Source organism: Algoriphagus sanaruensis, assembly GCF_001593605.1.
Lineage (GTDB): Bacteria > Bacteroidota > Bacteroidia > Cytophagales > Cyclobacteriaceae > Algoriphagus > Algoriphagus sanaruensis.
Map to the genome: position 1 here is coordinate 2,179,830 of NZ_CP012836.1, position 13,603 is coordinate 2,193,432.

9 protein-coding genes are annotated in these 13,603 nt (G+C 41.6%); 5 read left to right on the plus strand and 4 right to left on the minus strand.

Annotation, left to right across the window (positions count from 1 at the left end; translation table 11 throughout):
• Positions 1-27 precede the first annotated feature (27 nt).
• Positions 28-687 (minus strand): metal-dependent transcriptional regulator, encoded by a 660-nt coding sequence (locus AO498_RS09570; RefSeq protein ID WP_067546591.1) that lies wholly within the window; start codon positions 685-687, stop codon positions 28-30.
• Positions 688-800: 113 nt separating this feature from the next.
• Between AO498_RS09570 and AO498_RS09575 the strand changes: the two genes are divergently transcribed.
• Entirely contained in the window at positions 801-3,119 is a 2,319-nt protein-coding gene (locus AO498_RS09575; protein ID WP_335339793.1) for a TonB-dependent receptor, read from the plus strand.
• A gap of 98 nt (positions 3,120-3,217) precedes the next feature.
• Here AO498_RS09575 and AO498_RS09580 read toward each other — a convergent pair whose 3' ends face one another.
• Genes AO498_RS09580 through sdaAB form a run of 3 tightly spaced genes read right to left on the minus strand, consistent with a single transcriptional unit; the run spans position 3,218 to position 6,602 of the window.
• On the minus strand, positions 3,218-4,528 hold the full coding sequence (locus tag AO498_RS09580) for an efflux RND transporter periplasmic adaptor subunit (protein WP_067546594.1): 1,311 nt from the start codon (positions 4,526-4,528) through the stop codon (positions 3,218-3,220).
• Between the two features lie 3 nt (positions 4,529-4,531).
• On the minus strand, positions 4,532-5,884 hold the full coding sequence (locus AO498_RS09585) for a TolC family protein (protein WP_067546596.1): 1,353 nt from the start codon (positions 5,882-5,884) through the stop codon (positions 4,532-4,534).
• Between the two features lie 40 nt (positions 5,885-5,924).
• Positions 5,925-6,602, minus strand: coding sequence for an L-serine ammonia-lyase, iron-sulfur-dependent subunit beta (gene sdaAB, locus AO498_RS09590; protein ID WP_067546597.1), 678 nt, complete (start codon positions 6,600-6,602; stop codon positions 5,925-5,927).
• 504 nt (positions 6,603-7,106) lie between these two features.
• On the opposite strand from sdaAB, the gene AO498_RS09595 reads away from it, so the two are divergent.
• From AO498_RS09595 to AO498_RS09610, 4 genes are all read left to right on the plus strand, one after another.
• Positions 7,107-8,750, plus strand: coding sequence for a sodium/sugar symporter (locus AO498_RS09595; RefSeq protein WP_067546598.1), 1,644 nt, complete (start codon positions 7,107-7,109; stop codon positions 8,748-8,750).
• A gap of 3 nt (positions 8,751-8,753) precedes the next feature.
• The gene (locus AO498_RS09600) at positions 8,754-10,244 is read left to right on the plus strand and encodes a xylulokinase (RefSeq protein ID WP_067546599.1); all 1,491 of its coding nucleotides are present in this window, start codon (positions 8,754-8,756) and stop codon (positions 10,242-10,244) included.
• A 74-nt stretch (positions 10,245-10,318) separates the two neighbouring features.
• Positions 10,319-11,632: a xylose isomerase gene (xylA, locus tag AO498_RS09605; protein ID WP_067546601.1), complete on the plus strand. Its 1,314-nt coding sequence runs from the start codon at positions 10,319-10,321 to the stop codon at positions 11,630-11,632.
• A gap of 51 nt (positions 11,633-11,683) precedes the next feature.
• Complete coding sequence (locus AO498_RS09610; RefSeq protein WP_067546604.1) at positions 11,684-13,588, plus strand: sialate O-acetylesterase; 1,905 nt, start codon at positions 11,684-11,686, stop codon at positions 13,586-13,588.
• The last annotated feature ends 15 nt before the right edge of the window (positions 13,589-13,603 follow it).

Sequence of the window (13,603 nt, forward strand, 5' to 3'; positions counted from 1 at the left end):
TCCCACTTTTTTTGTTTTAGCATACTTTCACGAAATGACTTTGACTAAAAGTCTTTCGCATACTTTTTCACTCAATGTTTCTGAAGGATGATCCGAGTAGCTTAACACCATACTTTGGTCATAAGACTCTTTGGAAAGAACCTTGAGTTCTTTTCCAAGGAGTAAGTTTCTGCTTGTCAAAAACTCCAAAAACTCAGTAGAGGTATGCGTTAGTGCAGTTAAAATAACTTGCTGACCCGACTTGCATCCAGTCAAAGGAATAAAATTCAAAGCCTGCATATTGCCATTTGCATCTGGAATAGGAGACCCATGAGGGTCAATAGTTGGATAGCCCAAGAGCTCATCCATCCGCTTAAAAAACTTCGGAGCGTGAATGTGTTCTATTTGTTCGGCCACCTCATGGACTTCCTCCCATCCGAATCCCATTTTTTTGACCAAGAACATCTCTGTCAATCTGTGTTTCCGGATGATCAGAGCAGCCTCCTTTTTTCCAGACTCAGTTAAAGCGACTGGCCGGTATTTTTCATATACAACCCATCCATTTTTTTGAAGGCTTTTTATCATGCTGTTGGCAGTGGGTAGACTCACTTGGAGACTTTGCGCGAGTTCGGAAAGGCTAGCTTCGCCTGCCGCATTAGAAAGGTTAAAAATCGCTTTAAGGTAATTTTCTTCGGTACTAGTTGCCATAAAAGAGAGGTTCGTTTCAAAATAATTAGTCTTTTGTCATAAAAACAAATTTGTTAGACTATTCTAACTTATTACTTTTGTATATCTAATTATCAATTAATGCCTTTAACAAGATGGAAAGGATTAGTAATTTTTCAGATAGAAGGATTTTTCTTCAAAGAGTGCCAAGAACGGGAGCAATGGTCTTTGTATTTCTGGTTTTACTTTGCCATAGTTCATTTACCCAAGATCTTAAGGGCCGTGTCATGGCTTCAGGGAAGCCATTGGAGTTTGCAATGGTCCAAATCAAAGAACTTCACCAAGGAGTCGTGACAGATAGTTTGGGTCGGTTTGAATTTCAAAAAATACCTCATGGAAATTTGACCTTGCAAATTGGAATTTTGGGATTTCAAACTCGGCAGGTGGAGGTGGAGGTCCCTTCGAAAGGGGAAGAATTGACCCTAGAATTAATTCCAAGTGAAGCGACTTTGGATGAAATTGTAGTGAGTGGGACATTGCAAGAAGTGTCTCGGATGAATAGCCCCGTTCCCGTGGAGGTTTACAAAAGCGGCTTTTTCAAAACAAACCCTACACCTTCACTTTTTGAATCGCTTCAAACTGTCAACGGTGTCCGTCCTCAAATCAATTGCAATGTGTGCAATACAGGAGATATTCATATCAATGGATTGGAAGGACCTTATACCATGATCCTTATCGATGGAATGCCGATCGTGAGCGGGCTGGCGACGGTTTATGGATTGACTGGAATTCCCCAAGCAATGATCGATCGAATCGAGGTGGTCAAGGGGCCGGCTTCTACGCTTTATGGATCGGAAGCGGTTGGGGGTTTAATCAATGTGATTACAAAAAATCCTGATTTAGCACCTGTTGTTGCGGTTGATGTGTTTGGGACTAGTTGGGGAGAACTCAATGCCGATCTGGGAATGAAAAGTCAATGGGGGAAATCTGCGCAAGCTTTAACCGGAATTAATGCCTTTTGGTACGATCATCCCATCGACAACAACTGCGATGGGTTTACAGATTTAACCTTGCAAAAGCGCTTTTCACTTTTTCAAAAGGTTCAATTCCAGCGACGGCAGGGGAGACCATTTTCCTTGGCAGGAAGATTTGTCAGTGAGAATCGATGGGGAGGCCAAATGCAATGGACAAAAGCTGATCAAGGGGGAGAAGAAGTATATGGAGAAAGTATTCGAACCAATCGATGGGAGACTTTTGGGACCTATCAGCTTCCAGTTCCTGAAAAATTTATACTTCAATTTTCACTAAATGGACATGCTCAGGATTCCTATTACGGGTCGACCTATTATTTAGCAAATCAGCGAATTGGGTTTGGACAGTTGACTTGGACCAAAGATCGAGGTAAGTTTAACTGGTTAGTAGGGGCAGCCTATCGTTACACCTTTTACGACGATAACACTCCAGCAACCCAATCGGTCAATGGTGAAGAAAATACGCCTTCATCCATTCATCTTCCTGGTCTTTTTGTCCAACAGGAGCTTAAATTATCTTCGAGTCAAACCTTATTGGCTGGGGTCAGGTATGATTTCAATAGCGTTCACGGAGCTATTTTTTCGCCAAGGTTAAACTATAAATGGAACTCAAAGGATCAATCCATGGTGCTGCGATGGTCAGTTGGGAATGGGTTTAGGGTGGCAAATGTCTTCACCGAAGATCATGCAGCTTTGACTGGCGCAAGGCAGGTAATTTTCGAAGAAAAGCTCTCTCCTGAACGCAGTTGGAATACTAATTTGAACTTGGTTAAAAAGGTTTTTACAGATCGTGGGAATTATTTCAGTTGGGATGGTTCGGTGTTTTATACCCATTTTTCAAACCGAATAATCCCGGATTACGAAACCAATCCTAACCAAATAATTTATTCGAATCTGGATGGGTTTGCCGTATCAAAAGGGGGATCTTTAAATTTTGACGCGGTATGGAATTCTGGATTTAAGGTGCTAGCAGGTGTTACATTCCAAGACGTAAGTTTGAATGAGGATGGCCGACGCATTCGGCAATTGTTAACAGAGCGATTTTCCGGAGTTTGGACGATCAGTTATACCATACCAAGCCTTGAGTTGTCGATAGATTATACTGGAAATGTTTACAGCCCCATGCGTTTACCTCTTCTGGGTGAGTTGGATGAGCGTCCAGAGTTTTCTCCTTGGTGGAGTACTCAAAATTTTCAGCTTAGCCGAAAATTTGGTTCTTGGGAAATCTATGGTGGTATAAAAAACTTACTCAATTACACCCCTCCGGCAAATAGCATTGCGAGAGCTTTCGATCCCTTTGATCGTGGGGTCAGCTTTGATTCACAAGGTCAAGTCATTCCTACGCCTTCAAACCCACAAGCCTTGACCTTTGATCCGACCTATGTATTTGCTCCAAACCAAGGAATCCGAACCTTTTTAGGGATTCGATGGCACTTGGAATGATCTGAAATTTAAGATGCTTTTATAGTACGGGTCAGGCTAGAAATAAAAAAACTCGAAGTTATCACTTCGAGTTTTTTTATAAACTGCTTAAAGTCTAATTATTTCTTGCTTTCTGGAGTTTTAGGTTCAGCTTTTTTAACGGCATCGCCTTCTTTAAGCTCTTTGGAAACAATAAAGTAAGGGCCAGAAATTACTTCATCACCTTCTTTTAGTCCTTCTAAAATCTCGATGTTTTCGTAATCAGAAATGCCTGTTTTTACTTTCACAGCTTTCGCTTTTCCATTTTCAGAGACAAAAACCAATTCTCGGAGTTTGGTGGTGCCTCCAGCTAGTGTATCCATTTGGTCTTCGCGGGTAGTTACGGATGAAAGTGGGATGGCAATTGCATTATCCTTGCTTGTGGTCATGATTTCCACAGATGCTGTCATACCAGGTCTGAAAGGATAGCGGTTTCCTGCTTTTACCAAATCTTCATAAGAGCTATTTAGAATTCTGATTTTTACTTTGAATTCAGTAACTGCATCTGGGGAAGCTTTTGTATTTGCAGTATTGGCTATGCTGGTCACAATTCCCTTGAATTTTTTTCCGGTGGACGAATAGGCATCTACTTCAATCAAGGTTGTGTCTCCCAAAGAAAGTCTCACAATGTCGTTTTCATTGACATCTACACGGACTTCCATTTGGGTAAGATCAGCGATGGTCATCATCTCAGTACCTGCCATTTGCTGGGTACCTACCACACGTTCTCCTTTCTCTACTTTCAAGCTTGAAACAATACCTGAAACTGGAGAATTGACATTGGTCAATCGAAGGTTTTCTGAGGCTTCATTCACTGAAGCTTGAGAACTTTTGACGATAAATTCAGCAGCAACTACATTCTGCTTGGCTGCTTCTAAGTCTTTTTGAGAAGAAATATAGTTAGCCTGTGCAGATTCATAGTCTGCCTCAGAAATAGCTTTCTCTTGATAAAGTTTTTTCTGACGATTGAAGTTAAGTTCTGCTTGGGTGAATTGAGCCTCAGCACGCTGGAGTGCAGCTTTGCTTTGCGCTAAATTAGCCATTTGCTGATTTAGGTTTGCTCGTGTTCTTTCCAAAGCGGAAACGAAGTTGTCAGGACGAATCTTCACGAGCAGCTTGCCCATTTCGACTGAATCACCTTCCTCCACATTGAGTTCGATGATTTCACCAGCGACGTCAGGAGAGAGTTTAACTTCGATTTCAGGCTGAATTTCTCCAGAAGCACTTACTTTCTCTACAATGGAAGTTTTCTTAACTGTGGCAAATTCCACTTCAGTTTCTTTTACTCCGCCGATCCATCCTGCAGATTTTCCGATTATGGCAATCACAAGAATAAGACCTACCGCTCCGAGGAGGTAATAGAGTAGTTTGTTTGATTTTTTGTTGGTCATGGTTTAGTAAATATTAAGCGGGTTGCCGAGATAGAAATCCAAAACTTTCACTCGGAAAATGTAGGCATATTTAGCATTGATAAGGTCAGCTTGCGCGTTGAACAAGTTGTTTTGGGCAACCTGAAAATCTACTGAGTTGATTGCGCCTAGCTCAAATTGTTGTTTTGAAACTCGGAAGGTTTCCTCCAGACTTTTAATTCGGATAAGAGAAGCTTGATAGCTTTGTTCCGCTGCCAGTGCTTGAGTATATGCAGTTTCAATGTCTTGGCGAAGAGTATTTTTGGCTTCTTCAGCAGCTACTTCAGCTAGTCTTTGCTGTACACGAGCACGCTGTAAGGAGGCTTTATTACTGAAATTCGAGAAAATAGGAATGTTGAGCTGGATATTTCCGGATTGAGACAGGTTGTTATCAATTTGTGTTCTGAAAGGAATCACTTCAGTTGAACCTGGAAGGAAAGCCTGGTCTACATAGTTAGAAAAAATAGAAACCCCCGCACCAACTGTTGGATAAAATGCCCCTTTGGCGATTTTAACGCCATACTCGGCAACCTCTACATTGGCTTCAGCTGCCTTGATTTGAGGTAAAACCGTCAAAGCCACTTCAAAGATCTCAGCAGGTGTACTGGAGGTTAGTTCGGCCTGATTGACTTCGTATTCAGGTTCGATCACATCAAAATTTTCATTGAATGGGATAACCATTGCCTGAGTCAAAGCAAGTTTGGCGAGTCTTAATCCATTGATTGCATTAATCAAATTGAGCTCGTTTGTTGCATTTTGAGATTGTAGATCAAGCTGATTGGAAAGAGGCAAGGAGCCTGCTTCAACGAGCTTCTTGGTACGTTCTAGTTGTTCAGTCGTAGTTTTGAGCTGGTTTTCAGCAATTTTCACCTGCTCCCTATTGAATACAACATCAATAAATAAGTTAATGACACTAAGCGTAATGGTGTTTCTGGTGGCTTGAAGCGAGTATTGACCAGATTCCAAGTTTTTTCGCGCCTGAGCAATACTGTTGTTGATTCGCATGCCGTTAAAAATTGGCACGTTGGAGCTTGCTGATACGTTGATGTTACCGATTCTTCTTGTTTCGAAGAGGTTGGTTACTGGGTTGATGGAACGACCCCATCTGTAGCCAGAACTTGCACCAGAACTAAGGGATGGTATTCTTCTACCTTGGCTTGCGAGGAGATCAGCTTCAAAGTTTTCTTGGTTGATTTCAGTTCGTCGTAGTGTCAGATTGTTTTCCAAAGCTACTTCTACACAAGTCAGTAGATCAACCGGCCCAGTGATTTCTTGTTGGGCAAAGCTTGGAATTTGGAAACCCAATGCCAGCAATGCTACCGTAAAAAGTTTTCTCATTTTTAGTTGGTTTATTATGGAAGGTTAATTTTCAAAGATTTTACAGATCAATGTCTGGGATATAAATGAGTTCCTTGACCCAAGGTAGTGATCTCAAATACTGAGCTGTGATCTCTCTAATCCCTGAATCCATTTCAATGACGTGGCAAGCTAAGTCATTCTTTCCTTTTCTAGAAACAGACATGGTGGCAATATTGGTTTTTTCCTGAGCAATGACACTGGAAATAAAGGCAATAGCACCAGAAATATCATCGGCTTTGATAATCAAGGTATGAGCTTGGGCAGAAAAATTAGCCATGAAGCCATCTACCTCAGCGATATTGATCACCCCACCTCCCAAACTTTCTCCAATTACTTCCATCGATCGCTCGCCTTTTTTGAGATTGAGTTTGATGGTATTGGGATGGTGAACAGAGGAGTTTCCGATGGACTTAAACTTGAAGTTAAATCCCTTTTCTACTGCAATTTCCAAGGCATTTTTGATCCGGCTGTCATCTGTTCTGAAATCCATCAGACCCCCAATTATTGCTCGGTCACTTCCATGACCTTCATAAGTTCTTGCGAAAGAGTTATAGAAAGTGACTACTACTTCATCTGGAACTCCACCCAATAATCTTACTGCTACACGTGCAATTCTGACCACTCCCGCCGTATGCGAAGAGGAGGGTCCAATCATCACTGGACCTATCATATCAAATACACTACTCTTGTTGGCCATATTTTAATCAAACCCAATTATTATGCTAGTCACTTTGAGGGGTCAAGATTACTAGTTTTTTTCTGCTTATGCTCGATTTTTTAGGATAAAGGGCCTATTTCAATTTCTGGAGACATGGTACAAAATTTTAAAATGTCCGAAAAAGAACACTTTTACGAGCGAATTTGAGACAATTCGGACAATCCGTATTTTCCTCTTACCTATCTCCCAAAAATAAAAACAAGGAATTAATTATTTAGAAACAAGCTCTATACGAAAGCCTAAATTTTCTTAATTGACTAGTTAAAATTCATTTATGCGAAATAAAATTTTAAATTTTTTTAAATCACGAATCAATATTTCATGATTCCTTTTTTTTTGTGAAAAGTGTAAATTATTCAATGCCTTGGTTTACTTTTTTTGATTAAGGTTTGGGCCAATCCCTTATATTTATCGACCTTAAAAAGTAAATAACTAACTAATACTCTTGAAATTTACCCAAACCTTCAATTTAAAAGCAATTTTATGCTACTAGAACCCATTGACCTAATCGTGTTTCTTGGCTACTGCTTTCTCATCATTGGAATGGGGATCTTTGTATCCCGTGAGAAAAAAGGCCATGTCAAAAACTCCTCGGATTACTTCCTTGCATCCAAAGCGCTCCCTTGGTGGGCGGTTGGTGCATCTTTGATCGCATCAAATATTTCAGCAGAGCAATTTATCGGAATGTCTGGTTCCGGTTTTGCCTTGGGATTGGCGATCTCCACCTACGAATGGATGGCTGCAGCTACTTTATTGGTAGTGGCTATCTTTTTCTTACCAGTTTATATCAAGAAAGGAATCTACACCATGCCGGGCTTTTTGCTCGATCGTTACGATTCAAGAGTTCGTACAACCATGGCCGTTTTCTGGTTGTTGCTCTATGTCTTTGTCAACTTGACTTCCGTATTGTACCTCGGTGCATTGAGTTTAAATACTATTCTTAATGTGCCTTTAACCTATGGCATTATTGGTTTGGCTCTCTTTGCGATGGTTTATTCCATTTATGGAGGTTTGAAAGCGGTAGCTTGGACGGATGTGATTCAAGTGGTTTTCCTGATAGCGGGTGGTTTGGCGACGACCTATATCGCACTAGGAATGGTTGGTAATGGCGATTTCTGGGAAGGACTAAACTTACTTAGAAAAGAAGTTCCTGGACATTTTTCGATGATTTTGTCCAAAGGTGAAATGATGATCCCTGACGGAAAGGGAGGAACAAGAGATGCCTATTTGGATCTACCTGGTTTATCAGTATTGATCGGTGGGATGTGGATTACCAACTTGAGTTATTGGGGTTTTAACCAATACATCACACAGCGAGCTCTTGCAGCAAAAAGCCTTGATGAAGCCCAAAAAGGGATGATTTTCGCTGGATTTTTGAAATTATTGATGCCTTTGATTGTAGTAATTCCTGGTATTGCTGCTTTGGTTATTGTGAATAAAGGTGCTGATTTAGGATTTATCGAGTCTATGAAAGATCCCGTGACTGGATTGGTTAAATCTGACCGAGCTTATCCAACCTTATTGCAGATTTTGCCTACTGGTTTAAAAGGTTTGGCATTTGCAGCTCTGACCGCTGCGATCGTTTCTTCCCTTGCTTCTATGGCGAATAGTACTTCTACCATTTTTACCATGGATATCTATCGAAAGTTTGCCGGAGATCAGGTGAGTGAATCCAAGCAAGTAAAAGTAGGACGAATCACTGCGGTGGTTGCGTTTATTATTGCTGCGATTGTGGCCCCAGCTTTGGGTCAATTGGATCAGGCTTTCCAGTTTATTCAGGAATATACAGGGTTCATTAGTCCAGGTGTATTTGCGATTTTCTTCTTTGGAGTTTTCTGGAAAAAGACCACTTCAAATGCTGCTTTGGTTGGAGCTTCTTTGAGTATTCCACTTTCGGTTGTTTTGAAGGTGATTTTCCCAGCTCTTCCGTTCATTGATCGAATGGGAGTTGTATTCCTAGTTCTAGCTGCACTTATGATTATTATTTCACTCATCGAAGGAAAAGGTAAAGACCATCCAAATGCGATTGAGGTAAATGGTGAGTTGTTTAGAACAAGTACCAGTTTCAAAATTGGTGCGATCATGATTGCAGGAATTATTGCAGCTCTTTACACGATCTTCTGGTAAGCCATGAGAAAATTATTGTTAGGCTTGGATATCGGAAGTTCTTCGGTGAAGGCTTCCCTTTTAGATGCTGACTTAGGCCGAGCAATTGTTTCCAAGGCATTTCCGGAGGAAGAAATGCCAATAGATGCCCCTGAAACTGGGTGGGCTGAGCAAGATCCGGAGATGTGGTGGACGTATGTCAAGCAGACTATTCAATTTGTACTCAAAAAAGCTGAAGTAAAAACTGGCGAACTTAAAGGAATTGGGATCGCTTATCAGATGCATGGATTAGTCTTGGTGGATAAAAACCACCAAGTCCTTCGTCCTTCGATTATCTGGTGCGACAGTCGGGCTGTATCCATTGGTGATCAGGCATTTCAGGCCCTGGGGTCAGAATATTGCTTGCCTCATTTGTTGAATTCTCCTGGAAATTTCACGGCCTCCAAGCTTCGCTGGGTGATGGAAAACGAACCTGAAGTAGCTGCCAAAATCCACAAAATCATGCTTCCAGGCGATTTTATCGCTATGAAGTTAAGTGGTGAAATTTTGACCTCTGAAACAGGGCTTTCTGAAGGAATTTTCTGGGATTTCAAAGCAAACGGTTTAAGCAAGCCTTTGCTCAAGCAAATGGGAATTTCTGAATCCTTAATTCCTGATGCAGTGCCATCTTTTTCGATTCAAGGAAAAGTCACGGTAGAAGCTTCGAAAGAAACCGGGATTGAGGCTGGAGTACCGATTGCCTATCGTGCAGGAGATCAACCTAATAATGCTTTCTCCTTGAATGTGCTAAAGCCAGGCGAACTTGCTACCACTGCTGGAACTTCCGGGACAGTTTACGGGGTTTGCGACACACCACTTTACGATCCTGAATCGCGAGTAAATACCTTCGTACATGTCAATCACGCTGCCAAAGCACCTTCATATGGTGTTTTACTTTGTGTGAATGGAACGGGGATTTTGAATTCTTGGCTCAAGCGTGTGATGGGAGGTGCCAGAATTTCTTATGAGGAAATGAATAGTCTTGGTGGTTCAGCGCCCATCGGCTCAGATGGTTTGGTATTCATCCCATTTGGAAATGGTGTCGAAAGAATCATGCGTAACAAACCAGTAGGTGCACATCTATTGGGTTTGGATTTATTAAAGCACGATAAAAGACATCTAATCCGTTCTGCTCAAGAAGGTATTGTCTGTGCCTTGACTTATGGATTCAGAATCATGAAGGACATGGGAATGAATCTAAAAACGGTAAAGGCTGGTCATGCAAATATGTTTCTCAGTCCATTATTTAGAAAGACGTTCGTTCACATGAACCAAGTCAATCTGGAATTGTATGATACAGATGGGGCTCAAGGTGCCGCTAGGGGCGCGGGAATTGGTGTGGGTCTATATCATTCTGAAGCGGAGGCCTTTCAGGGGCTTCAACTATTGGAAACGGTAGAGCCAAACACAAATTTCTACGAACCATACGAGGAAGCTTATCACCATTGGGAGAATCGTCTCAAAGAAGTCATGTAAGAAAAATACCTTTGCAAAAACTCAAAAGTAACTTTTAACCTATTACCTATTTCTCAAAATAACCTTAGAAAACTATGTCAAAGACCTATTTTGCAAACATCGGAAAAATCAAGTTTGAAGGAACCCAAAGTGACAACCCACTTGCGTTTCGCTACTACGATGAAAATCGAGTAGTAGCTGGCAAGACCATGAAGGAGCATTTTAAGTTTGCCATTGCCTATTGGCATTCCTTCTGTGGAACAGGGGGTGATCCATTTGGTCCAGGAACAATCTCGCACCCATGGGATGCTAATCCAGATCCAATCCAGCGAGCAAAAGATAAAATGGATGCTGCCTTTGAATTCATTTCCAAGATCGGAGTGGATTACTATTGCTTCCACGATATCGATTTGATTGATGAAGGTCCAAGCCTCGCAGATTATGAAAAGCGAATGGAAATCATCACCGACTATGCCCTTCAGCACCAAAAAGCTTCAGGTATAAAATTATTGTGGGGTACTGCAAACGTTTTCAGTAATCCAAGATACATGAATGGAGCTTCTACCAACCCTAATTTTGATGTCGTTGCATTTGCTGGAACGCAAGTGAAAAACGCCTTGGACGCGACCATCAAACTAGGTGGTGAAAATTATGTGTTCTGGGGAGGACGAGAAGGATACATGTCCTTGTTAAATACTGATATGAAACGGGAAAAAGACCATTTGGCAAGATTCCTGACGATCGCTAGAGACTATGCGCGTAAAAATGGCTTCAAAGGAACCTTCTTTATCGAGCCAAAGCCAATGGAGCCAACCAAGCATCAGTATGATTATGATTCTGAAACAGTAATCGGATTTTTGAGACATTATGGTTTGGACAAAGATTTCAAACTCAATATCGAAGTCAACCATGCCACACTTGCAGGTCATACTTTCCAACATGAACTTCAAGTCGCAGTAGATGGCGGTTTCCTAGGATCAATTGATGCTAACCGTGGCGACTATCAGAATGGCTGGGATACAGACCAGTTTGCATTAAACCTTCAGGAGCTTGCAGAGTCTTTGTTGGTGATTCTAGCTGGAGGAGGTTTGCAAGGAGGAGGCGTAAACTTTGACGCGAAGGTTCGTCGAAATTCTACCGATCCTGAAGATTTATTCTTGGCGCATATTGGAAGCATGGATGCCTTCGCAAGAGGACTTTTGATTGCAGCTGATATTATGGAAAAATCAGACTATTTGGCTCGAAGAAAAGCGCGATATGCAAGCTTTGATTCTGGAAAAGGCAAGGCCTTCGAAGATGGAATTTTGACTTTGGAAGATTTAAGAGCCCATGCATTTGAAGTGGGTGAGCCACAGCAGATTTCTGGTAAGCAGGAATATTTCGAAAATTTGATCAATCGATTTATTTAATTAATTTTTAAAAGGGAGTCTAACTAGACTCCCTTTTTATTTCCCCTGTCTATGAAAAAGCTATCCTTTATCCTTGCCCTATTCATTTTGGTTTCTTGCGAATTAGCGAAACCAACTTCACCTGTTTCTTTTCCCAAACTAATTAGCGATGGCATGGTCCTACAGCGAGACCAGCCGGTAGTGCTTTGGGGGAAAGGAATCCCTAATGAAAAAATCAGGGCTACGTTGGCAGGAGCCATAGGAAGTACAAAAGTACTCGAAGATAGTACTTGGAGAGTCCAGCTTCCTCCAGTTCCTGCTGGAGGTCCGTATGTTTTGGAGGTAAATTCTCAACGAGTGGAAGATATTTGGGTGGGGGATGTTTGGGTTGCCGGGGGACAATCCAATATGGAATGGCCCTTAAAATCCGGTGTCATTGATGCAGAAAATGAATTTTCGGCAGCTGAATTCCCACCGATTCATTTTTTTAAAGTAGGAAGAGATTACAGCGCAGTGGAAAGGGATGATGTCTCGGATGGAATGTGGAAAGTAGCAAACCCCGAGAATCTTCCCGATTTCTCTGCTGTGGCTTGGTTCTTTGCCAAACGCAATCATGAAGATTACCAAGTGCCAGTTGGGATTATTGAATCCAATTGGGGAGGTACACCGGCTGAGGGTTGGACTGAGGCAACAGTCCTCGCTTCCTTGGGTGATGATCGTTCGTATGCTGAGGAAGTTCAAGATGTAGTTCAGAATGCTGCAAAGTGGAATGAAGTCGTCTTGGAAAATGAAAAGCGAAAAGAGATTCGAGACCTAATGGTTCGGCGACCTGATTCATTACTTGCCGTCGAAGTATCAGGGTTAACCTATTCTGATGGGGAGTGGAAAACGATCCGTTTGCCTGAGGAGAATCCAATGACGGATATAGCTTGGGTAAGGAAGGATTTTACTTTGGAATCCACCCAAGGGGTGAATCTTCATCTGCCAGATATTAATCAAATGGCCTTTATTTATTTGAATGGAGTACAAGTTCATTACAAAGATTGGGGAGCAGCAATGCCTGAGTTGGAACTCCCTGATGCTATCCTTCAGAAAGGAAAAAATGTATTGACAGTTCGAGTGATCAATACTTGGAACAACCGGCCCGAGTTAGGTAAAAAAGGAGAAATGTATCTTCTTCAAAATGGAAAGAAAATCAACTTAGAAGGTGCCTGGAGGTATTCCAATGATTTGGTGGAACCCAAATTACCTGAGGTTGGATTTTACAATTGGAAGCCGGGATTTATGTTTAATGCCATGATCGCTCCAATTACCAATTATCCAATTAAAGGTGCGATTTGGTATCAAGGAGAAAGTAATGCTGGACGCCCCGGAGAATACCAAGAATTATTTTCAGCAATGATTCAAAATTGGAGAGCCCGATGGGGAATAGGAGATTTTCCCTTTCTATTTGTTCAGTTGGCCAATTTCATGGAGCGAAAGGAAATTCAGCCTGAAAGTAATTGGGCTGCATTAAGAGAAGCTCAGAAAAACACCTTGTCCTTGGATCAAACTGGGATGGCTGTGATCATTGATATTGGGGAAGCGGGGGATATTCATCCAAGAAACAAAAAGGATGTAGGAGATCGACTTTGGTTACAGGCAAGAAAAGTAGCTTTTGGAGAAGAAGGGATTTCCTCTGGTCCTATTTTTAATTCTGTGTCCCAAAGTGGGAATCAATTAATTTTGAAATTTTCCGAAGTAGGTTCAGGCTTGAAGTTGATATCAGGAGAAGAGGTCAAAGGGTTTGTCATCGAGGATTCGAAGGGCAAATTCGAAGTGGCAAAAGGAGTTATTTCAGGGAATGATTCCGTTACCTTATCCTTGTCTGAAGGTGTTGAGCCCGTTCGAGTGTTGTATGCCTGGTCTGATAATCCAGAAGTTAATTTGGTCAATGAATTGAATCTCCCTGCGGTTCCGTTTAGAATTGACCTTTAAATCGGATCACAATAA

Excerpts from the sequence above, each read along its gene's own strand:
- AO498_RS09570 (WP_067546591.1), bottom strand. The coding sequence starts at position 687 with ATGGCAACTAGTACCGAAGAAAATTACCTTAAAGCGATTTTTAACCTT.
- AO498_RS09575 (WP_335339793.1), top strand. The coding sequence starts at position 801 with ATGGAAAGGATTAGTAATTTTTCAGATAGAAGGATTTTTCTTCAAAGA.
- AO498_RS09580 (WP_067546594.1), bottom strand. The coding sequence starts at position 4,528 with ATGACCAACAAAAAATCAAACAAACTACTCTATTACCTCCTCGGAGCG.
- AO498_RS09585 (WP_067546596.1), bottom strand. The coding sequence starts at position 5,884 with ATGAGAAAACTTTTTACGGTAGCATTGCTGGCATTGGGTTTCCAAATT.
- sdaAB (WP_067546597.1), bottom strand. The coding sequence starts at position 6,602 with ATGGCCAACAAGAGTAGTGTATTTGATATGATAGGTCCAGTGATGATT.
- AO498_RS09595 (WP_067546598.1), top strand. The coding sequence starts at position 7,107 with ATGCTACTAGAACCCATTGACCTAATCGTGTTTCTTGGCTACTGCTTT.
- AO498_RS09600 (WP_067546599.1), top strand. The coding sequence starts at position 8,754 with ATGAGAAAATTATTGTTAGGCTTGGATATCGGAAGTTCTTCGGTGAAG.
- xylA (WP_067546601.1), top strand. The coding sequence starts at position 10,319 with ATGTCAAAGACCTATTTTGCAAACATCGGAAAAATCAAGTTTGAAGGA.
- AO498_RS09610 (WP_067546604.1), top strand. The coding sequence starts at position 11,684 with ATGAAAAAGCTATCCTTTATCCTTGCCCTATTCATTTTGGTTTCTTGC.